Here is a 23,988-nt window from a genome sequence, read left to right on the forward strand (position 1 = left end):
TTACCACAAGCGGAGAAAAATCAGTCTGAAGCCAAAACAACGGAGGAAGCATGGGCAAGAAAATCGCAGTCTTGATTACCGACGAGTTTGAAGATTCAGAATTCACCTCTCCTGCAGAGGCGTTCCGCAAGGCGGGACATGAGGTCATCACCATCGAGAAAGAGGCGGGCAAAACGGTGAAAGGCCATAAGGGCGAGGCCAGCGTGACCATCGACGAGACTATCGATAACGTGAGCCCCTCAGATTTTGACGCCCTGCTTTTACCCGGCGGCCATTCACCGGATTCCCTGCGCGGAGACGAGCGCTTCGTGACCTTCACCCGGGACTTTGTCTCTACCGGCAAACCGGTCTTTGCCATCTGTCACGGGCCGCAGCTGCTCATCAGCGCGGAGGTTGTACGCGGGCGTAAGCTCACGGCGGTGAAACCGATCGTTATCGATCTGAAAAATGCGGGCGCCGAGTTTTACGATCAGGAGGTGGTCAACGACAAAGACCAGCTGATCACCAGCCGGACACCGGACGATCTCCCGGCGTTTAACCGCGAAGCGCTACGCCTGCTCGGCGCGTAACCAGTGCAGCTTCTTGCCAAAGCCCAGGGTGTTGTCGGTAAATTTCAGCTCATCGAGGCGGATTTCCCACACCGGGGCTTTTAGCGCAGCGGCGACCGGAAAGCGGCGCGTGTAGTGCTTGCGACGCGCGTCGCTCTCTTCTCCGTCCAGGCGACGGATTTCCCCCTTAAACTGTACCCCACGGATCAGCGCGACTGTCTTCGGCTGGCCATTTACCGTGCCCGCGACTTTGGCCTGCTGACCAGCCATCTGCGCATGACGCGTTTTGTCTTCGCTCATGACGTAAAATGCGACGCGCTCCGGATCGTAGTAGTAAAACGCGTTTGCGCACCACATCTCACCCTCGCTGTAGACGCACCAGGTGACGACGTGCTGCTTCGCCAGCCAGCGGTTAATGGCGGCCAGTGTTTCCATTTTCGTTCTCTCTCATGCTATGGTGCGTTCACCTTAACATACTGAATCTGTTTACCGTGTGCTGGTTTCTCTATCTTGTCCGAACCGCTGATAACGCACTCTACACCGGGATCACCACCGATGTGGCGCGGCGTTTTTTACAACATCAAACGGGGAAAGGGGCAAAAGCGCTGCGGGGGAAAGGAGAATTACAGCTCGCCTTTTCGGCGCCCGTCGGTGACCGATCGTTGGCGCTCAGGCTGGAATACCGCATCAAACAGCTGACGAAGCGCCAGAAAGAGCGCCTCGTGACCGGAGACGGCTCCTTTGAGGCGCTACGCGAGAGCCTGATTAAAAGCGATCGAAATGGTCGTGGTATTCAACCAGACCATTGACGCCGTTGAGCGCGTCGTCCGCCAGACGGTGCACCTGGAAAGCGGATTCCGTACCCGGCCAGCGGCAGCGCAGATCGTAATGCGCGGCCTGCTCGAAGCCCAAACGGCCATAGAATGCCGGATCGCCCAGCGTGACAACGGCCGCATAACCGAACTCATTGAGCGAATCCAGCCCTTCATAGACCAGCTGGCGCGCCAGCCCCTGCCCGCGATAGTTTTCATCCACCGCCAGCGGTGCCATACCGACCCACTGCAACTCTTCGCCCTGAACGATGACCGGACTGAAGGCAACATAGCCCACCACCTGACCTTCATCATCGGTGGCAACCAGCCCCAGCGTGATCAGGCCGTCTTCACGGAGATCGTGGACCAGTTGGGCTTCCGCATCGCTCTCAAAAGCGCGGCGTAATAACGCATCGATACCCGGTGCATCAATCCCAATTTCGACTCGAATCAGCATGGCTCACCTACTGAAGTGTGTTTACTGTCCGGCGGGGTTTTCAGCCCGGCCTCAACGAAATCTGCCATTTGCATTAACATCACGCGCAGCGCTTTCGGCATCTGCTCCAGCTCAATGGCATCCATTAAATTCTTAACGTACAGGCCCAGCTCCGTGTCGCCTTCAATCACCAGACGGCGCTGGAAGAAGAGCGTATCCGGATCCTGCTTGCGCGCGGCAATCATCAGCAGATCGCTGGCGTTGGCGCTAAAGCTCACGTCCGCCTCGGCGGTTTCGCGGACGATCAGCTGGTCATTCTCAACGGAGGTAAACCAGCGCAGCCCGATGTCACGTACCTCAATGCTCAACCAGCGGCCTTCCAGGAATTCCAGCTCGCCATCCTGCAGCGCCTGGCGGAACTGCCAGCTCAGGACCTGCTCCAGCACCTGACGTTTAAGCGCGAACGGCGCCAGTTTTACCGGCACGCTCAGCATTGATGGGCCAAATTGTACGAGACGTGAACGCAGTTTATCCAGCACGAGCTTTACTCCCTGATATCTATAGTCCTGCTATTTTGCCATATCCGACGCATAACATAGCGGCGTAAATCAACAAACCGTCGTCCGGACAACCTCATTATTGGTGCCATCAATACGCCATTAGCTGCCTTAAATCAAAAATTGTCGCGTATGGGTTAATTAAAATCCCAGCTCGTTAACATTTTTGCGATCGACAACATCAGGATAAATTATGGAGCTGCTCTGCCCTGCCGGAAACCTTCCGGCGCTTATGGCGGCCATCGAAAATGGGGCCGATGCGGTCTATATCGGGCTGAAAGATGACACCAATGCCCGCCACTTTGCTGGCCTCAACTTTACGGAGAAAAAGCTTCAGGAAGCCGTTAACTTCGTTCACCAGCACCGCCGCAAGCTGCATATCGCCATCAATACCTTTGCTCATCCTGACGGCTACGCCCGCTGGCAGCGCGCGGTGGATATGGCGGCACAGCTGGGTGCCGATGCGCTGATTCTGGCCGACCTCGCCATGCTTGAGTATGCGGCAGAACGCTATCCCCATATTGAGCGCCACGTCTCTGTTCAGGCATCTGCCACCAACGAAGAGGCCGTGCGTTTTTATCACCGAAACTTTGACGTGGCCCGCGTGGTGCTGCCGCGCGTACTCTCTATTCATCAGGTTAAGCAACTCGCGCGCGTCACGCCAGTGCCGCTGGAAGTTTTTGCCTTTGGTAGCCTGTGCATTATGGCCGAAGGCCGTTGCTATCTTTCCTCCTATTTGACCGGCGAGTCACCGAATACCGTCGGGGCCTGCTCCCCTGCCCGCTTCGTTCGCTGGCAGCAAACGCCGCAGGGGCTGGAATCTCGCCTGAATGAGGTGCTGATCGACCGCTATCAGGACGGTGAAAACGCCGGTTATCCTACCCTGTGTAAAGGCCGCTATCTGGTGGACGGCGAGCGTTACCACGCGCTGGAAGAGCCCACCAGCCTTAACACGCTGGAGCTGCTGCCGGAACTGCTGGCGGCCAATATTGCCTCGGTGAAAATCGAAGGTCGCCAGCGCAGCCCGGCGTACGTGAGCCAGGTGGCGAAAGTGTGGCGTCAGGCTATCGACCGCTGCATGGCGGATCCGCAGAACTACGCGCCGCAGCAGGCCTGGATGGAAACGCTCGGATCGATGTCCGAAGGCACGCAAACCACGCTGGGCGCGTATCACCGTAAATGGCAGTGAGAAAATCATGAAATATTCATTAGGGCCGGTGCTTTACTACTGGCCAAAAGAGACGCTGGAAGATTTTTACCAGCAGGCCGCCACCAGCAGCGCCGATGTGATTTATCTCGGCGAAGCGGTGTGCAGCAAACGCCGGGCGACGAAAGTGGGCGACTGGCTGGAGATGGCGAAAAGCCTGGCGGGAAGCGGCAAACAGGTGGTGCTTTCCACGCTCGCGCTGGTGCAGGCCTCTTCTGAACTGGGCGAGCTGAAACGCTACGTTGAGAACGGCGAGTTCCTGCTGGAAGCGAGCGATCTCGGCGTGGTGAACATGTGTGCCGAGCGCAAGCTGCCGTTTGTCGCGGGTCATGCCCTGAACTGCTACAACGCGGTGACCCTGCGCCTGCTGCTCAAACAGGGGATGACGCGCTGGTGCATGCCGGTGGAACTCTCCCGCGACTGGCTGGCAAACCTGCTCACGCAGTGTGAAGAGCTGGGCATTCGCAACAAGTTTGAAGTGGAGGTGCTGAGCTACGGGCATCTGCCGCTGGCCTATTCCGCCCGCTGCTTTACCGCACGCTCGGAAGACCGTCCGAAAGACGAGTGCGAAACCTGCTGCATTAAGTATCCGAACGGGCGCAGCATGCTGTCCCAGGAGAATCAGCAGGTGTTTGTTCTCAACGGTATTCAGACCATGAGCGGCTATGTCTATAACCTCGGCAACGAGCTGGCGTCGATGGACGGGCTGGTCGATATGGTGCGCCTGTCGCCGCTAGATACCGGCGTGTTCGCGATGCTGGACGCCTTCCGCGCTAACGAAAATGGCGCTGCTCCGCTGCCGCTGACGGCAAACAGCGACTGTAACGGCTACTGGAAGCGTCTGGCCGGGCTGGAACTTCAGGCCTAAAAAAGGCTCACTTTGTTAACAACGGTTATCATTTTTTAATGCAGTATTAAAGATTCACCGTCGACAAAGTGAGCTGTTATGACTGACAAAACCCTTCCGTTTTCGGTGCTGGATCTGGCGCCGATCCCACAAGGCTCCTCGGCAAGAGAAGCCTTTTCGCACTCTCTGGATCTGGCTCAGCTGGCCGAAAAGCGTGGCTATCACCGCTACTGGCTGGCCGAACACCACAACATGGTGGGCATTGCCAGCGCCGCTACCTCGGTACTGATTGGTTATCTGGCGGCAAACACCACCACGCTGCACCTGGGCTCCGGCGGCGTGATGCTGCCGAACCACGCCCCGCTGGTGATCGCCGAGCAGTTCGGCACGCTGAATACCCTCTATCCGGGCCGTATTGATTTAGGGATTGGCCGTGCGCCGGGTAGCGATCAGCCGACCATGCGCGCCCTGCGCCGCCATATGAGCGGCGATATCGACAACTTCCCGCGCGACGTGGCCGAACTGGTGGACTGGTTCGACGCGCGTGACCCGAACCCGCACGTGCGCCCGGTACCGGGTTACGGCGAGAAGATCCCGGTCTGGCTGCTGGGCTCAAGCCTCTACAGCGCGCAGCTCGCCGCCCAGCTGGGGCTGCCGTTTGCGTTTGCCTCGCATTTCGCGCCGGATATGCTGCATCAGGCGCTGCATCTCTACCGCACGCACTTCAAACCGTCTGAGCGTCTTGAGAAACCGTACGCGATGGTCTGTATCAACATTATTGCCGCCGACAGCAATCGCGACGCGGAATTCCTGTTCACCTCCATGCAGCAGGCGTTTGTGAAGCTGCGCCGCGGTGAGACGGGCCAGCTTCCGCCGCCGGTGGAGAATATGCATCAACTGTGGTCTGCTTCAGAGCAGTATGGCGTACAGCAGGCGCTGAGCATGTCGCTGGTAGGCGATAAAGCGAAAGTGCGTCACGGGCTGGAGGCGGTGCTGCGCGAAACGCAGGCGGATGAAATTATGGTTAACGGCCAGATTTTCGATCACCAGGCGCGTTTGCACTCGTTTGATTTGGCCATGCAGGTGAAAGAGGAGTTGGTGGGGTAGCCTTTTTGCCAGGTGGCGCTTCGCTTACCTGGCCTACGGGGACGCGTAGGCCGGATAAGGCGTAGCCGCCATCCGGCACAAAATGTTTACTGGTACACCGGCAACAGATTAAAACTCGACAGCACATGTACCAGGGCATTGCCCGCGCCAAACACCAGGATCAGCGCAATCATCGGCTTGCCGCCCCAGACGCGGAATTTCGGGCTGCCGAAGCGTTTACGTGATTTGCGGGCCAACAGCGCCGGCACAATCGCCGCCCAGATGGTTGCCGCCAGACCGGCATAGCCGATGGCGTACAGGAAACCGTTCGGCCACAGCAGGCCGCCCACAATCGGCGGCAGGAAGGTCAGCAGCGCGGTTTTGAAGCGCCCCATCGCGGAATCATCAAAGCCAAACAGATCCGCCAGGTAGTCAAACAGGCCTAGGGTCACGCCGAGGAAAGAGCTCGCCACCGCGAAGTTAGAGAAGATCACCAGCAGTAAATCCAGGCTGCGGCTGTTCAGCACGCCGCTCAGGGCCTGCACCAGCACATCAATGTTACCGCCCTTCTGCGCAATGCCGATAAATTCCGGACGCGGGATGTTACCCATCGTCCCCAGCAGCCAAATCACATACAGCCCCAGCGCCAGCAGCGTGCCGTAGACCAGACACTTCACAATCGTGCGCGGATCTTTGCCGTAGTACTTCATCAGGCTCGGCACGTTACCGTGGTAGCCAAACGACGCCAGGCAGAACGGCAGGGTCATCAGCAGGTACGGCGTATAGGAGGTATTTACTTCCGCAACGTTAAACAGCGTGGCAGGCGTCACGTGCCCCAGCAGGCTGCCGAAGGTCAGGAAGAAGGTGATGACCTTCGCGCCCAGCACGATCGCCGTCATCCGGCTCACCGCTTTGGTACTCATCCAGACGATAAACGCCACGCCCAGCGCAAAGCACAGCCCGGCCAGACGCGCCGGTACGTTCAGCGACATCTCCGAGAAGGTGTGATGCAGAATCGAACCGCTTGCCGAGATATACGCGTAGGTCAGGATATAGAGCACAAACGCGATGGACAGCCCGTTCACCAGGTTCCAGCCTTTGCCCAGCAGGTCTTTGGTGATGGTGTCGAAGCTCGCGCCAATGCGGTAGTTCAGGTTGGCTTCGAGGATCATTAGCCCGGAATGGAGCATACAGAACCAGGTAAAGACCAGCGCGGCCAGCGACCAGAAGAACCACGCACCGGACATGACCACGGGCAGGGAGAACATCCCGGCACCTATAATGGTTCCGCCGATGATCACCACGCCGCCAAGCAGCGAAGGTGACGTTTGGGTGGTGGTTAGTGTCGCCATACAGCCTTTTCTCCAGTCAATCATGCGGTTCTGCATTTTAATGTGACGCACTGTACCAGTACAAGAGTACAAAGGGAATAAAAAAAGCCCCGATAGCATGTATCGGGGCTGTATATTTTACTTTACGTCAGAAGCGTAAGGCTTACGCGTCACCGAAACGACGACGGCTGGTGCCTTCTTCACGACGCGGGCCACGGCTTTCACGGCGCTCGCCGGAGAAACGACGACCTTCACCACCGCGACCTTCGCTGCGACCGCCTTCACGACGCTCGCCGCCGAAACCGCGACCACCGCCACGACGTTCGCCGCCACGGTCAGGGCGTGGCTGTGCATCGCCCAGCAGCTGCATGTTCATCGGCTTGTTCAGGATGCGGGTACGCGTAAAGTGCTGCAGTACTTCACCCGGCATGCCTTTCGGCAGCTCGATGGTAGAGTGGGAGGCGAACAGCTTGATGTTACCAATGTAACGGCTGCTGATGTCGCCTTCGTTAGCGATAGCGCCAACGATGTGACGAACTTCAACACCATCATCACGGCCCACTTCAATGCGGTACAGTTCCATATCGCCTGCGTCGCGACGTTCACGACGTGGACGGTCTTCCCCACCACGCTCTGGACGGTCACCACGTGGGCCACGATCGTTACGGTCGCCACGACGTTCGAAGCGGTCGTCACGGTCACGGAATTCACGCTTAGGACGCATCGGTGCATCTGGTGGCACGATCAGGCTACGTTCGCCCTGAGCCATTTTCAGCAGTGCTGCAGCCAGGGTTTCCATGTCCAGCTCTTCGCCTTCAGCAACAGGCTGAATCTGCGACAGCAGCGCACGGTACTGATCCAGATCGCTGCTTTCCAGCTGCTGCTGTACTTTGGCGGCGAATTTTTCCAGACGGCGTTTGCCCAGCAGCTCTGCGTTTGGCAGGTCCGCTTCTGGAATGGTCAGCTTCATGGTGCGTTCGATGTTACGCAGCAGACGACGCTCGCGGTTCTCAACGAACAGCAGCGCACGGCCAGCACGACCCGCACGACCGGTACGGCCGATACGGTGAACGTAAGACTCGGAATCCATCGGGATGTCGTAGTTAACAACCAGGCTGATACGCTCAACGTCCAGACCACGTGCTGCCACGTCGGTTGCAATCAGGATATCCAGACGACCGTCTTTCAGACGCTCCAGAGTCTGCTCACGCAGGGCCTGGTTCATGTCGCCGTTCAGCGCTGCGCTGTTGTAGCCGCTACGCTCCAGGGCTTCAGCCACTTCCAGGGTCGCATTTTTGGTACGAACGAAGATAATCGCCGCATCAAAATCTTCCGCTTCCAGGAAACGTACCAGCGCTTCGTTTTTACGCATGCCGTATACAGACCAGTAGCTCTGGCTGATGTCCGGGCGAGTGGTTACGCTGGACTGAATACGCACTTCCTGAGGTTCTTTCATGAAGCGTTTGGTGATACGACGAATCGCTTCCGGCATGGTGGCAGAGAACAGCGCGGTCTGATGACCGTCCGGGATCTGCGCCATGATGGTTTCAACGTCTTCGATGAAGCCCATACGCAGCATTTCATCTGCTTCATCCAGTACCAGACCGCTCAGTTTAGAGAGGTCCAGGGTACCGCGCTTCAGGTGATCCAGCAGACGGCCCGGCGTACCGACAACAATCTGTGGGCCCTGGCGCAGGGCGCGTAACTGCACGTCATAACGCTGGCCGCCGTACAGGGCAACCACATTTACGCCGCGCATATGTTTAGAGAATTCCGTCATGGCTTCTGCAACCTGAACAGCCAGTTCACGGGTTGGAGCCAGAACGAGGATCTGCGGTGCACGCAGGTCCGGATCAATGTTGTTCAGCAGCGGCAGCGAAAACGCTGCAGTTTTACCGCTACCAGTCTGGGCCATGCCCAGCACGTCACGACCAGAAAGCAGGTGTGGGATACACTCAGCCTGGATCGGAGATGGTTTTTCGTAACCCAGATCGTTAAGGGCTTCAAGGATAGGAGCCTTCAGGCCCAGATCTGCAAAAGTGGTTTCGAATTCAGCCATGTAGTACGAGTGCCTCAATGTCAATGGCGGCCAGTCTACTTAGCTCATCGTGAAAATGATTAGCAATTTTCATTGAAAAGTGTGAACCGGCTCAAAGTAGGTGTATTGACGAACAACAACGCCCTCACCAGTTAAGGTGATGGCAATCAAAAGATTACGGGCTGATGTTTATGTCGTCAGCTATTGCTGGTCCGATTCTGCCAGGTCGTCTTGCTCCTGGCCCAAGAGCGATAATTCCAACAATGCATAACGGTGCTCAACGAAGTTGTGTACGTTGTTAGCAACCGCTAATTTGAACAGTGCCGTAGCGCTGTCCTTATCCCCCAGACTTAGGTAGAACTTACCTAAATAGAAGTTGGTTTCACTGAGATGCTCAGCGAGCGAGGTGTTATCCGTTGCGTCCGCCTTGAGGCGTTCCATCAGCGTTGCTTCGCTAATGTTGCCCAGGTAGAACTCGACAATGTTCCATCCCCACTGTTCCTTGTCCGATTTATCGAAGCGCTGTTTCAGTGCCTCTTTTGCCTGCTTCTCATCGAGCTTCCGCTCAACGATGTAAAGCCACAGGCTACGGAAAGGATCATTAGGATCGTCTTGATAAAACGCCAGCAGATCATCTTGCGCTAACTTGTCACGACCGCCGTAATACAATGCGATACCGCGATTCAAGTGCGCGTAGTTGTAAGTTGGATCAAGCTCAAGTACAGAATCAAACGCTTCATAGGCAGCATCAAAATTGCCTGCCTGCGTTAAATAAATGCCTAAGTAATTGAATACTTCAGGCATATCAGGTCGGATAGCCAGCGCTTGTGAAAAATCATTTCGCGCCAATGCCCTCAGACCGAGACTATCATACAACACTCCGCGCTCATATAAAAGCTGTGCGCGTTCGTCATCGGTTAAAGCCCGACTGGCAAGTATTTGTTCCATGCGTGCCAGGATCACTTCCTGCTGCAAAGTCGGTTGCAATGGCACTGCGAGGACTTCGCTCTTACGCCAGGCAGAGTTGCTGCATCCTGCCAGCGTTAAAGCTGTCGCAACGAAACACCAGCGCAAAAAAGGCTTCATTTCCCACTCCCGAAGACAACTATTGGATGAACGTCCTGTCCCCCGGCGGCTTAACAAGGCGTCCTGCCTGATAATAGGCCCTCCGCAGAGCGGAGGGCAAATGGCAACTTACTCGCCTTGCTGTTCTGCTGCCTGTGCTTCTGGCGCAGCAGCTGGCTGAGACTGCTCGGTTGCTTCTTTAATGCTCAGACGGATACGGCCCTGGCGATCGACTTCCAGAACTTTAACCGGCACTTCCTGACCCATCTGCAGGTAATCGGTCACTTTCTCAACGCGCTTGTCAGCGATCTGAGAGATGTGAACCAGACCTTCTTTACCGCCGCCGATGGCAACGAACGCACCAAAGTCAACGATACGGGTCACTTTACCTGCATAGACGCGGCCCACTTCGATTTCTGCAGTGATTTCTTCGATGCGACGGATCGCGAATTTCGCTTTCTCGCCGTCGGTAGCTGCGATCTTCACAGTACCGTCATCTTCGATTTCGATGGTGGTGCCGGTCTCTTCGGTCAGCGCACGGATTACGGAACCGCCCTTACCGATAACATCTTTGATCTTGTCTGGATTGATCTTGATGGTGTGAATACGCGGTGCGAATTCAGAGATATCACCGCGTGGCGCGTTGATAGCCTGTTCCATCACGCCCAGGATGTGCAGACGTGCACCCTTAGCCTGGTTCAGCGCAACCTGCATGATCTCTTTGGTGATACCTTCAATTTTGATATCCATCTGCAGCGCAGAGATACCGTCGCGGGAACCCGCTACTTTGAAGTCCATATCGCCCAGGTGGTCTTCGTCGCCCAGAATGTCAGACAGAACAACATAGTTGTCGCCTTCTTTCACCAGGCCCATTGCGATACCCGCAACGGCGGCTTTGATTGGCACGCCTGCATCCATCAGCGCCAGAGAGGCACCACACACGGAAGCCATGGAAGAGGAACCGTTGGATTCGGTGATTTCAGACACTACACGTACGGTGTACGGGAATTTGTCTGCTTCTGGCATTACTGCCAGTACGCCGCGCTTCGCCAGACGACCGTGACCAATTTCACGACGCTTCGGCGAGCCAACCATACCGGTTTCACCTACGGAGTACGGAGGGAAGTTGTAGTGGAACAGGAAGCTGTCAGTGCGCTCGCCCATCAGTTCGTCGATGATCTGCGCGTCACGGGCTGTACCCAGGGTCGCGGTAACCAGCGCCTGCGTTTCACCACGGGTGAACAGCGCAGAACCGTGAGTACGTGGCAGCACGCCAGTACGCACGTCCAGACCACGGATCATGTCTTTTTCACGGCCATCGATACGCGGCTCGCCAGCCAGAACGCGGCTACGAACAACGTTTTTCTCGATAGCGTGCAGGATTTCGCCAATTTCGTTAGCGTCCAGCGTTTCGTCTTCGGCAACCAGGGTCGCGGTTACTTCAGATTTGATCACATCAACCTGAGCGTAACGCTCCTGTTTGTCGGTGATGCGGTATGCATCGCTCAGACGAGATTCTGCCAGTGCAGCAACGCGTGCGTTCAGCGCGTCGTTGGCCGCTTCTGGCTGCCAGTCCCAACGTGGTTTACCGGCTTCTTTCACCAGGTCGTTGATGTTCTGGATAACAACCTGCTGCTGGTCATGGCCGAAGACCACAGCGCCCAGCATCTGGTCTTCGCTCAGCAGTTCAGCTTCGGATTCAACCATCAGCACAGCGGCTTCGGTACCCGCAACCACCAGGTCCAGCTTACTTTCTTTCAGCTCTTCCTGAGTTGGGTTCAGCACGTACTGGTCGTTGATGTAACCCACGCGCGCGGCACCGATTGGACCATTGAATGGAATACCAGACAGTGACAGGGCTGCGGACGCACCGATCATCGCCACGATGTCCGGGTTAACCTGTGGGTTAACGGAAACAACGGTCGCGATAACCTGCACTTCGTTGACGAAGCCTTCCGGGAACAGCGGGCGAACCGGGCGGTCAATCAGACGCGCGATCAGGGTTTCGCCTTCGCTTGGACGGCCTTCACGACGGAAGAAACCACCCGGGATTTTACCGGCAGCGTAGGTACGCTCCTGGTAGTTAACGGTCAGCGGGAAGAAGTCCTGACCTGGTTTAGCTTTTTTCTGGCCCACAACGGTAACGAATACCGCGGTGTCATCCATGCTTACCATAACGGCAGCAGTCGCCTGACGTGCCATCATGCCGGTTTCCAGCGTGACGGTATGTTGACCATACTGGAATTTACGAACGATCGGATTCAGCAAAGTTCTGTCCTTTCTTAAATGTTTGACAGCACACCGCCGGTGTGCTGTCGATTTGACCCGACCTTCTTCGCATCCTCGCGACTAATGACAACCAACACCCCCCTGGGTGAAGCCTCTCATTAGCCGCGCGAACCTCTGCAATGAAGATCATTTATAGCAACAATACAATAGTTTCCAGTGAATTGCTGCCGTCTGCTTGAAAAAAGGGGCCATCAGGCCCCCTTTTCTGAAACTCGCAAGACTTAGCGACGCAGACCCAGACGCTCGATCAGCGCGGTGTAGCGTGCAACATCTTTACGTTTCAGGTAGTCGAGCAGTTTACGACGCTGAGAAACCATACGCAGCAGACCACGACGGCTGTGGTGATCTTTTTTGTGCTCTGCAAAGTGACCCTGCAGGTGGTTAATCTGTGCAGTCAGCAGTGCAACCTGAACTTCGGTAGAACCGCTGTCGTTAGTACCACGACCAAACTCAGAAACGATTTTAGCTTTAGCTTCAACGCTTAGAGACATTTTCAAACTCCAAAGTATAAAGAATGTAAGGATGCCGATCTCTAATTCAGCAATCCCATGTACGCCCCGCAGATTGTTAAACAATTTACCAGGCGTTAAGCGGCGATATTCTACTCGTCTCCCCTGCTTATCGCAAGGTGAGCCGTTATTACCGTCACGCGTCGACCGGATATTCGACGACCAGACGACGCGGCGCAACGCGCCCTTCGCCATCCATTTCGCCCATGCCGATGAATTTCCCTTCGTCACCTTCAGTCACGCGTACCAGGCCTTCCAGCGGCGCATCTGACGTACGAACCGGGTTGCCGTTCTTAAAGTAAACGGACGATGTTAAAGGAAGATTAACAACCGGGAAGTCCGCAGCCGGACTGTCCATCGGCATCAGCAGTGGGTCGAGCAGCTCTGCCGGCGCGATCCCCTGAGATTCCGCCTGTTCAACCAGCTCGCGCAGATGTTCCAGGGTCACCATTCGCTCCACCGGGTACTTGCTCACCGCAAGGCGACGCAGGTAAATCACATGTGCGCCGCAGCCCAGCTTTTCACCGAGGTCATCAATGATGGTGCGAATATAGGTCCCTTTCGAACAGTGCACTTCCAGCTCCAGCTCATCACCTTCGTGGCGAATAAAGAGCAGCTCATACACGGTAATCGGACGGGCTTCACGCGGGACGTCAATACCCTGGCGCGCGTATTCGTAGAGTTTTTTGCCCTGATACTTCAGCGCCGAATACATCGACGGCACCTGCATCGTCTCCCCACGGAAGCTCTCCAGCGCCGCATCAAGCTGCTCCGCACTAAAGGTCACCGGACGCTCTTCCACGACCTGGCCATCCGCGTCGGAGGTATCCGTGCGCTGGCCCAGCTTAGCGATAACGCGGTAACGCTTATCGGAGTCGAGCAGGTACTGGGAAAATTTTGTCGCCTCTCCCAGACAGACCGGCAGCATGCCGGTTGCCAGCGGATCGAGCGCGCCGGTGTGGCCCGCTCGGTTGGCGTTAAAAATACGCTTCACTTTTTGCAGCACGTCGTTGCTGGAAGCGCCCTGGGGTTTATCCAGCAGCAGCACACCATGCACGTCGCGACCACGACGACGAGGACGACTCATCAGTCCTCCTTGCTGTCGTCCGCCGGGTTAACACGACGCTCATCGTCATGTTTCACCACGCTGGTCACCAGGTTGGACATACGCATACCTTCGACCAGCGAGTTGTCGTAGAAGAAGGTCAGTTCAGGCACGATACGCAGGCGCATCGCTTTGCCGAGCAGAGAGCGGATGAAACCAGAGGCTTCCTGCAGCGCTTTAATGCCGTTTTTCACTGCGGCTTCGTCCTGATCGTTCAGGAAGGTGACGAACACTTTTGCATAGGCCAGGTCGCGGGACATTTCCACACCGGAAACGGTGGTCATCATGCCGACGCGCGGGTCTTTGATTTCACGTTGCAGAATGAGTGCGATCTCTTTCTGCATTTCCTGCGCTACGCGCTGAGGGCGACCAAATTCTTTCGCCATAATAAATTCTCCAGACAAAAAAGGGGCTAAAGCCCCTTTTTGAAATTATTGCCGGGTGGCGCGAGGCGATCCCGGCTTACAATCGGAAATTAAGCGATGGTACGCTGAATTTCGATGATCTCGAACACTTCGATCATATCGCCAACGCGAACGTCGTTGTAGTTCTTCACGCCGATACCACATTCCATGCCGTTACGGACTTCGTTAACGTCATCTTTGAAGCGGCGCAGGGATTCCAGCTCGCCTTCATAGATAACCACGTTGTCACGCAGTACGCGGATTGGGTTGTGACGCTTGATGTTACCTTCGGTAACCATACAGCCCGCGATCGCACCGAATTTCGGTGATTTGAACACGTCACGTACTTCAGCCAGACCGATGATCTGCTGTTTCAGCTCAGGAGACAGCATACCGCTCATCGCTGCTTTCACTTCGTCGATCAGGTTATAGATGACGGAGTAGTAACGCAGATCCAGGCTTTCGGATTCAATGACTTTACGCGCAGAGGCATCCGCACGAACGTTGAAGCCAACCAGGATAGCGTTGGAGGCAGCAGCCAGGGTCGCGTCGGTTTCGGTGATACCACCTACGCCAGAACCGATGATCTTCACTTTCACTTCGTCGGTAGACAGTTTCAGCAAGGAGTCGGAGATCGCTTCCACAGAACCCTGAACGTCGGCTTTCAGAACGATGTTCACTTCGTGAACTTCGCCATCGGTCATGTTGGCAAACATGTTCTCGAGTTTAGATTTCTGCTGACGAGCCAGTTTAACTTCACGGAATTTGCCCTGACGATACAGTGCCACTTCACGCGCTTTCTTCTCGTCACGCACAACGGTCACTTCGTCACCAGCAGCCGGAACACCGGACAGACCCAGGATTTCCACTGGAATGGACGGACCTGCTTCCAGCACTTCCTGACCCAGTTCGTTACGCATCGCACGAACGCGACCGTATTCGAAACCGCACAGAACGATATCGCCTTTATGCAGTGTACCTTCACGAACCAGAACGGTAGCAACAGGGCCACGTCCTTTATCCAGGAAGGATTCGATAACCGCACCGCTCGCCATACCGTTACGGATGGCTTTCAGCTCCAGAACTTCGGCCTGCAGCAGGATCGCGTCCAGCAGTTCGTCGATACCGGTACCCGCTTTCGCAGACACGTGTACGAACTGGCTTTCGCCGCCCCACTCTTCCGGCAGGATACCGTACTGGGAAAGTTCGTTTTTAACACGATCGGGATCCGCTTCTGGCTTATCGATCTTGTTCACTGCAACCACAACCGGCACACCCGCTGCTTTCGCGTGCTGGATAGCTTCGATGGTCTGCGGCATGACGCCGTCGTCTGCAGCAACAACCAGAACAACGATATCCGTCGCCTGAGCACCACGAGCACGCATGGAGGTAAACGCGGCGTGGCCTGGGGTATCCAGGAAGGTGATCATACCGTTGTCAGTTTCTACGTGGTATGCACCGATGTGCTGAGTAATACCACCCGCTTCGCCAGAGGCAACCTTGGTAGAGCGAATGTAGTCAAGCAGAGAGGTTTTACCGTGGTCAACGTGACCCATGATGGTCACTACCGGTGCGCGCGGTTCTGCCGCAGCACCTGTGTCACGGTCGCTCATTACTGCTTCTTCCAGCTCGTTTTCACGACGCAGGATAACTTTGTGGCCCATCTCTTCCGCAACCAGCTGTGCGGTTTCCTGATCGATCACCTGGTTGATGGTTGCCATCGCGCCCAGCTTCATCATTGCTTTGATGACCTGAGAGCCTTTAACCGCCATCTTGTTCGCCAGTTCGCCAACGGTAATGGTTTCGCCGATCACAACGTCACGGTTAACGGCCTGAGCCGGCTTCTGGAAGCCCTGCTGCAGAGCGGAACCTTTACGCTTGCCGCCTTTACCACCGCGAACAGCCGCACGTGCTTCTTCACGGTCAGCTTTGGATTCCGCGTGCTTGTTACCTTTTTTCGCCGGACGCGCTGCTTTTGCATTACGACCACGGCCACGGCCGCCTTCTACTTCACGGTCGTTATCATCTTCAGCCTGACGTGCGTGCTGAGAAGTGGTCACGTGATAGTCGCTGGTGTCTTCAGACTGCTCAGCGGTATCAACACCGTTCTTCTCATTTTCTTCTGCCATGCGACGCGCTTCTTCGGCGACGCGGCGAGCTTCTTCTTCCAGCTTACGGCGGGCTTCTTCTTCCGCTTTACGCTTCAGCTCGGCAGCTTCATTTTCACGGCGGGCTTTTTCAGCCTGGGCGGTTTTGGTCATTTCGTCTGTCTGTTGATTGCTCACTTTGTCTTTTTCCGCAGCGTCACGCTTCACTTTATCACTAGCGTCGCGTTTCGCTTTTTCTGCGGCCTCACGTTCAGCTTTTAATTCTGCTTCACGTTTGGCGGCTGCTTCCGCCTCACGCTGAGCTTGTTCTTCCGCTTCACGCTGTGCCTGCTCTTCCGCGGCAAGGCGTTCTGCCTCTTGCGGATCACGTTTTACAAAGGTGCGCGTCTTGCGGACTTCAATTTGTACCGATTTGCTTTTGCCACCGGTACCAGGGATGTTTAACGTGCTACGCGTTTTGCGCTGCAGCGTTAACTTGTCAGGCGTAGAGCCGTGTTCACGGTTCAGGTGCGTTAACAAGGTTTGTTTTTCTTGCGCGGTCACCGAGTCATCAGCGGACTTCGGGATCCCTGCATCAGCAAATTGCTGTACCAGGCGGTCCACGGAGGTCTGAATCTCAGCAGCCAGCGATTTTACAGTTACATCAGTCATGCTGTTCCTTCCTGCTACAGTTTATTACGCTTCGTCGCCGAACCAGCAAATATTACGTGCGGCCATGATGAGCTCGCCGGCTTTCTCGTCGGTTAAACCTTCGATATCAGCCAGGTCATCAACGCCTTGTTCAGCGAGATCTTCCAGCGTACAAACACCACGGGCAGCCAGCTTGAACGCAATCGCACGATCAAGACCTTCCAGATTCAGCAGGTCATCAGCCGGCTTCTTATCGCCAAGGCTTTCTTCCTGAGCCAGTGCCAGGGTGGTCAGTGCGTTTTTAGCGCGTTCACGCAGGGCTTCAACGGTTGGTTCATCCAGACCGTCAATTTCCAGCAGCTCTTTCATTGGCACATAGGCCAGTTCTTCCAGCGTAGAGAAACCTTCTTCAACCAGAACAGTGGCGAAATCTTCGTCAATATCCAGGTATTTGGTGAAGGTATCGATCGCCGCATGGGCTTCAGCCTGATGCTTAGCCTGCAGGTCATCAACGGTCATGACGTTGAGTTCCCAGCCGCTCAGCTGTGACGCCAGGCGTACGTTCTGACCGTTACGGCCGATTGCCTGCGCCAGGTTGCCCGCTTCAACAGCGATATCCATGGTGTGTTTGTCTTCGTCAACAACGATAGACGCCACATCAGCCGGAGCCATTGCGTTGATCACGAACTGCGCCGGGTTGTCATCCCACAGAACGATATCAATACGTTCGCCGCCCAGCTCAGTAGAAACTGCCTGGACACGCGCACCGCGCATACCGACGCAAGCACCGACCGGGTCGATACGCTTGTCGTTGGTTTTCACCGCAATTTTCGCACGGGAGCCCGGATCGCGAGCCGCCGCTTTAATTTCGATAACTTCTTCACCGATTTCCGGTACTTCGATACGGAACAGTTCTACCAGCATTTCTGGTTTAGAACGGGTCACGAACAGCTGCGCACCGCGAGCTTCTGGACGCACAGCGTACAGAACACCACGAATACGGTCGCCCGGACGGAAGTTTTCACGCGGCAGCATATCTTCACGCAGGATCACGGCTTCAGCGTTACCTGGCAACCCTTCGGATTTGATCTCCAGAGAGATGTTGTCGCGGTTCACTTTCTTCACCACGCCGGTGATGATTTCGCCTTCCTGATCGCGGAACTGATCGACAACCAGCGCGCGCTCGGCTTCACGCACTTTCTGCACGATAACCTGTTTAGCGGTCTGGGTGGTGATACGGTCGAAGGTCACAGATTCAATCTGATCTTCAACGTAGTCACCCACGTTCAGACTTTCGTCTTCAAAACGGGCGGCTTCCAGCGTGATCTCTTTGGTCGGCTGGGTCACTTCTTCAACGATTACCCAACGACGGAATGTATCGAAGTCACCGCTTTTACGATCGATTTCTACGCGAACATCGATCTCTTGTTCGTATTTTTTCTTGGTTGCTGTAGCCAGTGCACTTTCCAGCGCTTCAAAAATCTTCTCACGCGGCAGTGATTTCTCATTGGAGACGGCTTCAACAACAGCCAAAATTTCTTTGTTCATCGCGGGCTTTTCACCTCAATCCAGACTGTTAAAAGTGGGGAACCAGGTTCGCCTTCTGGATATTACTCAGCGCGAACACTTCATCTTTGCCTTCGACTGTCACCGTGATCATTTCACCATCAACGGCTTTGATAATTCCCTGCCATTTACGGCGGTTCTGTACGGCCATACGCAGAACGAGAGCCACTTCTTCACCGGTAAAGCGCACATAGTGCTCGGCCGTGAACATCGGGCGATCGAGGCCAGGTGAGGAAACTTCCAGGTTGTACGCAACGGTAATTGGGTCTTCAACATCAAGAACCGCACTCACCTGGTGGCTGACATCAGCACAATCATCAACATTGATGCCATCTTCACTATCAATATAGATGCGCAGCGTCGATGTACGGCCGCGAACGAATTCGATGCCGACCAGTTCGTAGCCCAGTGCTTCGACCGGTGCAGTAATCATCTCTGTTAATTTTTGCTCTAATGTGGACAAGCCCACCCCCAAGACATAAAAAAAGGGCGTAAAGCCCAGTTATTCTGTAGTCAGATAACAAAAAACCCCGATAAATCGGGGCTTTAGATAACTGAACCCTATAGCCACAACTGTGGCCTGGAGCACTCTCCGAAAGAATTTTTTCAAATCCAGCTACGAAGGCTCTAAGTCTTCACAGTATATTTGAAAAAGAACTTTATGGGAAAGTGGTTGCGGGGGCCGGATTTGAACCGACGACCTTCGGGTTATGAGCCCGACGAGCTACCAGGCTGCTCCACCCCGCGCCTGAAACGTGGCAAATTCTACGCGTTTTGGACAGAATTTGCAAATAATGCTGGGATTTGGTACCGAAGACGGGACGTAAAATCGGCGTTTAGTATATTGATAGTTGACCCCACCTGTCAAGGCGACTTCCGCCAGATCGATCAGACCAAATTTTTTACAAAAAACGCACGAGTCTCTTCCGGTCTTCGCCAAAAGATGATTAAATGAATACTCACTTATTTTGCATAAAAATGCACAAGAGAGCGAAAGCGGTCTCTAATCAGTCAATCAAGCAGGGTTTTATTCTATGACGACGATTCTCAAGCATCTTCCGGTAGGACAACGTATTGGCATCGCTTTCTCAGGTGGCCTGGATACCAGCGCTGCACTGCTGTGGATGCGCCAGAAGGGAGCGGTTCCGTATGCCTATACTGCGAACCTGGGTCAGCCGGATGAGGACGATTATGATGCCATTCCTCGTCGCGCGAAAGAGTATGGTGCAGAGAACGCGCGCCTGATTGACTGCCGTAAGCAACTGGTCGCGGAAGGTATCGCGGCGATTCAGTGTGGTGCATTCCATAACACCACCGGCGGCCTGACCTATTTCAACACCACTCCGCTGGGCCGTGCGGTCACCGGTACCATGCTGGTTGCCGCCATGAAAGAAGACGGCGTCAACATCTGGGGTGATGGCAGCACCTATAAAGGAAACGATATTGAACGTTTCTATCGTTATGGCCTGCTGACCAACGCCGAATTGCAGATCTACAAACCGTGGCTGGATACCGACTTCATCGACGAGCTGGGTGGTCGTCATGAGATGTCCGAGTTTATGATCGCCTGCGGCTTTGACTATAAGATGTCCGTCGAGAAAGCCTACTCCACCGACTCCAACATGCTGGGTGCAACGCACGAAGCAAAAGACCTGGAATTCCTGAACTCCAGCGTGAAGATCGTTAACCCAATCATGGGCGTGAAGTTCTGGGATGAGAACGTGAAGATCCCGGCAGAAGAAGTGACCGTGCGTTTCGAACGTGGTCATCCGGTTGCGCTGAACGGCAAAACCTTCTCTGATGACGTTGAGCTGATGCTGGAAGCTAACCGTATTGGTGGTCGTCACGGCCTGGGCATGAGCGATCAGATTGAAAACCGTATCATCGAAGCGAAAAGCCGTGGCATCTATGAAGCCCCGGGAATGGCGCTGCTGCATATTGCTTACGAGCGTCTGCTGACTGGTATTCACAACGAAGACACCATTGAGCAGTATCACTCTCATGGCCGTCAGCTGGGCAAACTGCTGTATCAGGGCCGCTGGTTCGATCCGCAGGCGCTGATGCTGCGTGATGCGCTGCAGCGTTGGGTGGCGAGTGCAATTACCGGTGAAGTGACCCTGGAACTGCGTCGCGGTAACGACTACTCCATCCTGAACACCGTGTCTGATAACCTGACCTATAAAGCAGAGCGTCTGACCATGGAGAAAGGTGAGTCAGTGTTTTCACCGGACGATCGTATTGGCCAGCTGACCATGCGTAACCTGGACATCACCGATACCCGTGAGAAGCTGTTCAACTATGTTGAGAATGGCCTGCTCTCTGCGAATTCAGGTAACGGCCTGCCGCAGGTTGAAAACCTGGAACACAGCGATAAGAAATAATCGATAATGAAACATGCAAAAGGCGCCCAATGGGCGCCTTTTTGTTCGGCTTTTGTAGGGCGGGTAAGCGCAGCGCCACCCGCCATTTTGCCCGGTGGCGCTGCGCTTACCGGACCTACGAACGGCAAAAGCTACAGACGAAAAAAAAGACGTCTTTCGACGTCTTTCTTCTGGAATATTGGTACCGAGGATGGGACTCGAACCCACAAGCCCGTTAGGGCACTACCACCTCAAGGTAGCGTGTCTACCAATTCCACCACCTCGGTACGGAATACTTACTGCGGGATATCGCTGGTTGGCTTAGCCGGTGCAGCTGGCTGAGTCTGCTCAGTTTTTGCTGGCGCGCTCAGGTTTTCCCACTCGCTTCCTTTGCTGGTCTTGTTGCTGTTGATATTGCCAAGCACCAGACTGATGATGAAGAACAGCGTCGCCAGAATCGCCGTCGTGCGGGTCATGAAGTTCGCAGAACCACTTGAACCGAACAGCGTACCGGAAGCGCCTGCTCCGAAGGAGGCTCCCATATCAGCGCCTTTACCTTGCTGCAGCATAATCAGCGCTACGAGAGCGATGGCTACAATAAGGAAAACAACTAAAAGAGCTTCGTACATAATCAACCTGTTCCTTGCGGATTTGCCGCATACCAATGCTTCGACCAATTAGCAGGATTTCTGTTTCCCACTGAAGCGGGTGTGAATACTAACCAAAGCGAATCACCTTCGCAAGGGCATTTTCGACGCATTGTATCAACTGCGGAAAAAAACAGCAAAAAGCCATTAATTGCTTAAAACAAAGGCGGCAAACGCCGCCTTTTTAAACATTTAGCGTGCAAGATTATGCAGCTTTAACAGCATCCGCAATACGGTGCGCAAATTCGGTTACCTGCGCTTCGTCTTCGCCTTCCACCATCACGCGGATCAGCGGTTCAGTACCAGACTTACGCAGCAGCACGCGACCACGGCTGCCCAGGGCAGCTTCAACGTCAGCCATCACCGCTTTCACGTTCTCATTTTCCAGCGGATCGCCTTTGCCGGCAGTGAAACGTACGTTTACGAGGATCTGTGGGAACATTTTCATGCCGCTGCACAGATCGTGCAGGCTCATATGGTTGCGCGCCATGGCGGCAACCACCTGCAACGCGGCCACAATACCGTCACCGGTGGTGGTTTTGTCGAGCAGGATCACGTGACCTGAATTTTCAGCGCCGATACGCCAGCCCTTCTCCTGCAATTTTTCCAACACATAGCGGTCACCCACTTTCGCGCGAACGAACGGAATACCGAGCTGTTTCAGCGCCAGTTCCAGGCCCATGTTACTCATCAGCGTCCCGACCGCACCGCCGCGCAGCTGACCCTGACGCAGACCTTCACGCGCTATAATGTAGAGGATCTGGTCGCCGTCGACCTTGTTACCTTCGTGATCAACCATGATCACGCGGTCACCGTCGCCGTCCAGCGCAATACCCAGATCGGCTTTTTCTGCCAGCACGCGCGCCTGCAGGGCACGAACGTCCGTCGCACCGACCTGCTCGTTGATGTTCAGACCATCCGGCTCACAGCCGATGGCGATCACTTTCGCACCCAGTTCGCGGAAGACATTCGGGGCGATGTGATAGGTCGCGCCATTTGCACAGTCCACCACAATTTTGAGGTGGGCCAGGCTCAGCTCATTCGGGAAGGTGCCTTTACAGAATTCGATATAGCGACCCGCCGCATCAACGATACGGTTCGCTTTACCCAGCTCGGCGGAATCAACACAGGTGATCTCTTTTTCCATTTCAGCTTCAATGGCTTCTTCCACCTCATCCGGCAGCTTGGTGCCATCAATAGAGAAGAACTTAATGCCGTTGTCGTAGAACGGGTTGTGAGAGGCCGAGATGACAATCCCCGCTTCCGCACGGAAGGTGCGCGTCAGATACGCGACCGCAGGCGTTGGCATTGGGCCTGTAAAAGAGGCGGACAGTCCAGCCGCCGCCAGCCCCGCTTCCAGCGCGGATTCCAGCATATAGCCGGAAATACGGGTGTCTTTACCGATGATAATTTTACGTGAGCCATGACGCGCCAGAACCTTGCCGGCAGCCCAGCCGAGCTTCAGGACAAAATCAGGGGTGATGGGAGCATCGCCTACGCGCCCGCGGATACCGTCGGTACCAAAATATTTACGATTACTCATAGCGTTTGTTTTCCTTCGCTGCCAGTGTGGCTTCCACCACACGCATGGCTTCTACTGTTTCTTTGACGTCATGGACACGAATGATGTGCGCCCCCTGCATCGCCGCAATCACCGCGCAGGCCAGGCTGCCGCTCAGGCGTTCGCTCGGGCCTACATTCAGCAACTGGCCAATCATCGACTTTCTCGACATCCCCACCAGCAGCGGCAGGCCAAAGTGATGGAATTCCGATAAGCGCGCAAGCAGCGCATAGTTGTGTGAGAGATTTTTACCGAAACCGAACCCCGGGTCGAGCAGCAATTTCTCTTTTGGGATACCGGCACGTTCACAACGTTCGATATGCTCAATAAAGAAGCGGTTTACGTCGGCAAAGACATCGTCATACTTCGGCGCGTCCTGCATGGTTTTCGGCTGCCCCTGCATATGCATCAGGCAAACCGGCAGCCCGGTTTCCGCAGCCGCCTCAATCGCTCCCGGCTCGGTAAGTGAACGAATATCATTGATAATGTGAGCGCCCACTTTCGCCACTTCTCGGATCACTTCCGGTTTGGAGGTATCTACGGAGATCCACACTTCAAACCGCTGCGCGATTGCTTCAACGACCGGCACCACGCGCGCCAGCTCTTCTTCCACAGACACGTCCGCCGCACCGGGACGCGTCGATTCGCCGCCAACGTCAATGATGGTGGCACCTGCATTAATCATTAAATTCGCATGCTTAACCGCCTCGATAAGCGTGTTATGCGTGCCGCCGTCAGAGAAGGAGTCAGGGGTAACATTCAGGATCCCCATCACATGGGGATGTGAAAGATCGAGATGCGAGTCCTGAGCGAATAATTTCATGGCGAAATCCCTGATATCTAAATGGTTAAACAGAAATGAAAAACCCCGGAGCAAGCTCC

General features: G+C 55.1%; 22 protein-coding genes, 2 tRNA genes and 1 pseudogene. 6 read left to right on the forward strand and 19 right to left on the reverse strand.

Translation table 11 applies throughout. The features are described 5' to 3' along the window. Window positions 1-50 precede the first annotated feature (50 nt). Window positions 51-569, forward strand: coding sequence for a type 1 glutamine amidotransferase domain-containing protein (locus tag HMPREF3143_RS21250; protein WP_008501486.1), 519 nt, complete (start codon window positions 51-53; stop codon window positions 567-569). Here HMPREF3143_RS21250 and HMPREF3143_RS21255 read toward each other — a convergent pair. Further along, a complete protein-coding gene (locus HMPREF3143_RS21255) occupies window positions 549-983 on the reverse strand; it encodes a YhbP family protein (protein ID WP_021242247.1) in 435 nt (144 codons plus the stop codon). The genes HMPREF3143_RS21250 and HMPREF3143_RS21255 overlap by 21 nt on opposite strands. Before the next feature lie 14 nt (window positions 984-997). Between HMPREF3143_RS21255 and HMPREF3143_RS21260 the strand changes: the two genes are divergently transcribed. Then, entirely contained in the window at window positions 998-1,357 is a 360-nt protein-coding gene (locus HMPREF3143_RS21260; protein ID WP_047746878.1) for a GIY-YIG nuclease family protein, read from the forward strand. On the opposite strand, the gene HMPREF3143_RS21265 is transcribed toward HMPREF3143_RS21260, so the two are convergent. Then, entirely contained in the window at window positions 1,314-1,817 is a 504-nt protein-coding gene (locus HMPREF3143_RS21265) for a GNAT family N-acetyltransferase (protein WP_070534262.1), read from the reverse strand. The two genes, HMPREF3143_RS21260 and HMPREF3143_RS21265, sit on opposite strands and share 44 nt — an antisense overlap. Next, window positions 1,811-2,335, reverse strand: coding sequence for a ubiquinone anaerobic biosynthesis accessory factor UbiT (locus HMPREF3143_RS21270; RefSeq protein WP_008501482.1), 525 nt, complete (start codon window positions 2,333-2,335; stop codon window positions 1,811-1,813). The genes HMPREF3143_RS21265 and HMPREF3143_RS21270 overlap by 7 nt, the downstream gene beginning before the upstream one ends. Window positions 2,336-2,546: 211 nt before the next feature. Here HMPREF3143_RS21270 and HMPREF3143_RS21275 point away from each other — a divergent pair, with 211 nt between their 5' ends. The 3 genes from HMPREF3143_RS21275 (at window position 2,547) to HMPREF3143_RS21285 (ending at window position 5,514) form a co-directional block, all read left to right on the forward strand. Continuing rightward, on the forward strand, window positions 2,547-3,542 hold the full coding sequence (locus HMPREF3143_RS21275) for a ubiquinone anaerobic biosynthesis protein UbiU (protein WP_070534263.1): 996 nt from the start codon (window positions 2,547-2,549) through the stop codon (window positions 3,540-3,542). A 7-nt stretch (window positions 3,543-3,549) separates the two neighbouring features. Beyond that, on the forward strand, window positions 3,550-4,428 hold the full coding sequence (locus tag HMPREF3143_RS21280; RefSeq protein WP_021242250.1) for a U32 family peptidase: 879 nt from the start codon (window positions 3,550-3,552) through the stop codon (window positions 4,426-4,428). Between the two features lie 78 nt (window positions 4,429-4,506). Next, entirely contained in the window at window positions 4,507-5,514 is a 1,008-nt protein-coding gene (locus tag HMPREF3143_RS21285; RefSeq protein ID WP_021242251.1) for a luciferase-like monooxygenase, read from the forward strand. 86 nt (window positions 5,515-5,600) lie between these two features. Here HMPREF3143_RS21285 and mtr read toward each other — a convergent pair whose 3' ends face one another. From mtr to HMPREF3143_RS21340, 12 genes and pseudogenes are all read right to left on the reverse strand, one after another. Further along, window positions 5,601-6,845 carry a tryptophan permease gene (mtr, locus tag HMPREF3143_RS21290; RefSeq protein WP_070534272.1) on the reverse strand — a complete coding sequence of 415 codons (1,245 nt, stop codon included), beginning with the start codon at window positions 6,843-6,845 and terminating at the stop codon, window positions 5,601-5,603. A gap of 142 nt (window positions 6,846-6,987) precedes the next feature. Then, a complete protein-coding gene (locus HMPREF3143_RS21295) occupies window positions 6,988-8,883 on the reverse strand; it encodes a DEAD/DEAH family ATP-dependent RNA helicase (RefSeq protein ID WP_021242253.1) in 1,896 nt (631 codons plus the stop codon). Then, on the reverse strand, window positions 8,876-8,956 hold the full coding sequence (gene yrbN / locus HMPREF3143_RS26500) for a protein YrbN (RefSeq protein ID WP_100122156.1): 81 nt from the start codon (window positions 8,954-8,956) through the stop codon (window positions 8,876-8,878). Before yrbN ends, HMPREF3143_RS21295 begins: the two co-directional genes overlap by 8 nt. Before the next feature lie 107 nt (window positions 8,957-9,063). Then, complete coding sequence (gene nlpI / locus HMPREF3143_RS21300) at window positions 9,064-9,948, reverse strand: lipoprotein NlpI (protein ID WP_070534264.1); 885 nt, start codon at window positions 9,946-9,948, stop codon at window positions 9,064-9,066. A 50-nt stretch (window positions 9,949-9,998) separates the two neighbouring features. Then, window positions 9,999-12,195: pseudogene (pnp, locus tag HMPREF3143_RS21305) on the reverse strand (polyribonucleotide nucleotidyltransferase). Window positions 12,196-12,437: 242 nt separating this feature from the next. Further along, window positions 12,438-12,707, reverse strand: a complete 270-nt coding sequence (rpsO, locus tag HMPREF3143_RS21310) for a 30S ribosomal protein S15 (protein WP_003861789.1) — start codon at window positions 12,705-12,707, stop codon at window positions 12,438-12,440. Window positions 12,708-12,861: 154 nt separating this feature from the next. Then, complete coding sequence (gene truB, locus HMPREF3143_RS21315) at window positions 12,862-13,812, reverse strand: tRNA pseudouridine(55) synthase TruB (RefSeq protein WP_058655019.1); 951 nt, start codon at window positions 13,810-13,812, stop codon at window positions 12,862-12,864. After that, window positions 13,812-14,216, reverse strand: a complete 405-nt coding sequence (gene rbfA, locus HMPREF3143_RS21320) for a 30S ribosome-binding factor RbfA (protein WP_003024988.1) — start codon at window positions 14,214-14,216, stop codon at window positions 13,812-13,814. Before rbfA ends, truB begins: the two co-directional genes overlap by 1 nt. Window positions 14,217-14,305: 89 nt before the next feature. Then, window positions 14,306-16,993 carry a translation initiation factor IF-2 gene (gene infB / locus HMPREF3143_RS21325; protein ID WP_008501472.1) on the reverse strand — a complete coding sequence of 896 codons (2,688 nt, stop codon included), beginning with the start codon at window positions 16,991-16,993 and terminating at the stop codon, window positions 14,306-14,308. A 24-nt stretch (window positions 16,994-17,017) separates the two neighbouring features. Then, entirely contained in the window at window positions 17,018-18,520 is a 1,503-nt protein-coding gene (nusA, locus tag HMPREF3143_RS21330) for a transcription termination factor NusA (RefSeq protein WP_003861798.1), read from the reverse strand. 28 nt (window positions 18,521-18,548) lie between these two features. Beyond that, a complete protein-coding gene (gene rimP, locus HMPREF3143_RS21335) occupies window positions 18,549-19,001 on the reverse strand; it encodes a ribosome maturation factor RimP (RefSeq protein ID WP_014833432.1) in 453 nt (150 codons plus the stop codon). A 207-nt stretch (window positions 19,002-19,208) separates the two neighbouring features. Then, window positions 19,209-19,285: transfer RNA gene (locus HMPREF3143_RS21340), tRNA-Met, on the reverse strand. Between the two features lie 287 nt (window positions 19,286-19,572). Between HMPREF3143_RS21340 and argG the strand changes: the two genes are divergently transcribed. After that, on the forward strand, window positions 19,573-20,919 hold the full coding sequence (gene argG / locus HMPREF3143_RS21345) for an argininosuccinate synthase (protein WP_023294661.1): 1,347 nt from the start codon (window positions 19,573-19,575) through the stop codon (window positions 20,917-20,919). Window positions 20,920-21,098: 179 nt separating this feature from the next. Here the strand turns inward: argG and HMPREF3143_RS21350 are convergent. From HMPREF3143_RS21350 to folP, 4 genes are all read right to left on the reverse strand, one after another. Continuing rightward, window positions 21,099-21,185 (reverse strand) — tRNA-Leu (locus HMPREF3143_RS21350). 9 nt (window positions 21,186-21,194) lie between these two features. Beyond that, window positions 21,195-21,527 carry a preprotein translocase subunit SecG gene (gene secG, locus HMPREF3143_RS21355; protein WP_021242256.1) on the reverse strand — a complete coding sequence of 111 codons (333 nt, stop codon included), beginning with the start codon at window positions 21,525-21,527 and terminating at the stop codon, window positions 21,195-21,197. A gap of 223 nt (window positions 21,528-21,750) precedes the next feature. Beyond that, window positions 21,751-23,088: a phosphoglucosamine mutase gene (gene glmM, locus HMPREF3143_RS21360; protein WP_021242257.1), complete on the reverse strand. Its 1,338-nt coding sequence runs from the start codon at window positions 23,086-23,088 to the stop codon at window positions 21,751-21,753. Continuing rightward, a complete protein-coding gene (gene folP, locus HMPREF3143_RS21365) occupies window positions 23,081-23,929 on the reverse strand; it encodes a dihydropteroate synthase (RefSeq protein ID WP_008501468.1) in 849 nt (282 codons plus the stop codon). The genes glmM and folP overlap by 8 nt, the downstream gene beginning before the upstream one ends. Between the last annotated feature and the right edge of the window lie 59 nt (window positions 23,930-23,988).

The sequence above is a fragment of the Enterobacter sp. HMSC16D10 genome (assembly GCF_001807145.1).
Taxonomy (GTDB): domain Bacteria; phylum Pseudomonadota; class Gammaproteobacteria; order Enterobacterales; family Enterobacteriaceae; genus Enterobacter; species Enterobacter roggenkampii.

Coding starts and splice junctions, on each gene's coding strand:
- HMPREF3143_RS21250 (WP_008501486.1), top strand. CDS start 51: ATGGGCAAGAAAATCGCAGTCTTGATTACCGACGAGTTTGAAGATTCA.
- HMPREF3143_RS21255 (WP_021242247.1), bottom strand. CDS start 983: ATGGAAACACTGGCCGCCATTAACCGCTGGCTGGCGAAGCAGCACGTC.
- HMPREF3143_RS21260 (WP_047746878.1), top strand. CDS start 998: ATGCTATGGTGCGTTCACCTTAACATACTGAATCTGTTTACCGTGTGC.
- HMPREF3143_RS21265 (WP_070534262.1), bottom strand. CDS start 1,817: ATGCTGATTCGAGTCGAAATTGGGATTGATGCACCGGGTATCGATGCG.
- HMPREF3143_RS21275 (WP_070534263.1), top strand. CDS start 2,547: ATGGAGCTGCTCTGCCCTGCCGGAAACCTTCCGGCGCTTATGGCGGCC.
- HMPREF3143_RS21280 (WP_021242250.1), top strand. CDS start 3,550: ATGAAATATTCATTAGGGCCGGTGCTTTACTACTGGCCAAAAGAGACG.
- HMPREF3143_RS21285 (WP_021242251.1), top strand. CDS start 4,507: ATGACTGACAAAACCCTTCCGTTTTCGGTGCTGGATCTGGCGCCGATC.
- mtr (WP_070534272.1), bottom strand. CDS start 6,845: ATGGCGACACTAACCACCACCCAAACGTCACCTTCGCTGCTTGGCGGC.
- HMPREF3143_RS21295 (WP_021242253.1), bottom strand. CDS start 8,883: ATGGCTGAATTCGAAACCACTTTTGCAGATCTGGGCCTGAAGGCTCCT.
- yrbN (WP_100122156.1), bottom strand. CDS start 8,956: ATGAAAATTGCTAATCATTTTCACGATGAGCTAAGTAGACTGGCCGCC.
- nlpI (WP_070534264.1), bottom strand. CDS start 9,948: ATGAAGCCTTTTTTGCGCTGGTGTTTCGTTGCGACAGCTTTAACGCTG.
- rpsO (WP_003861789.1), bottom strand. CDS start 12,707: ATGTCTCTAAGCGTTGAAGCTAAAGCTAAAATCGTTTCTGAGTTTGGT.
- truB (WP_058655019.1), bottom strand. CDS start 13,812: ATGAGTCGTCCTCGTCGTCGTGGTCGCGACGTGCATGGTGTGCTGCTG.
- rbfA (WP_003024988.1), bottom strand. CDS start 14,216: ATGGCGAAAGAATTTGGTCGCCCTCAGCGCGTAGCGCAGGAAATGCAG.
- infB (WP_008501472.1), bottom strand. CDS start 16,993: ATGACTGATGTAACTGTAAAATCGCTGGCTGCTGAGATTCAGACCTCC.
- nusA (WP_003861798.1), bottom strand. CDS start 18,520: ATGAACAAAGAAATTTTGGCTGTTGTTGAAGCCGTCTCCAATGAGAAA.
- argG (WP_023294661.1), top strand. CDS start 19,573: ATGACGACGATTCTCAAGCATCTTCCGGTAGGACAACGTATTGGCATC.
- secG (WP_021242256.1), bottom strand. CDS start 21,527: ATGTACGAAGCTCTTTTAGTTGTTTTCCTTATTGTAGCCATCGCTCTC.
- glmM (WP_021242257.1), bottom strand. CDS start 23,088: ATGAGTAATCGTAAATATTTTGGTACCGACGGTATCCGCGGGCGCGTA.
- folP (WP_008501468.1), bottom strand. CDS start 23,929: ATGAAATTATTCGCTCAGGACTCGCATCTCGATCTTTCACATCCCCAT.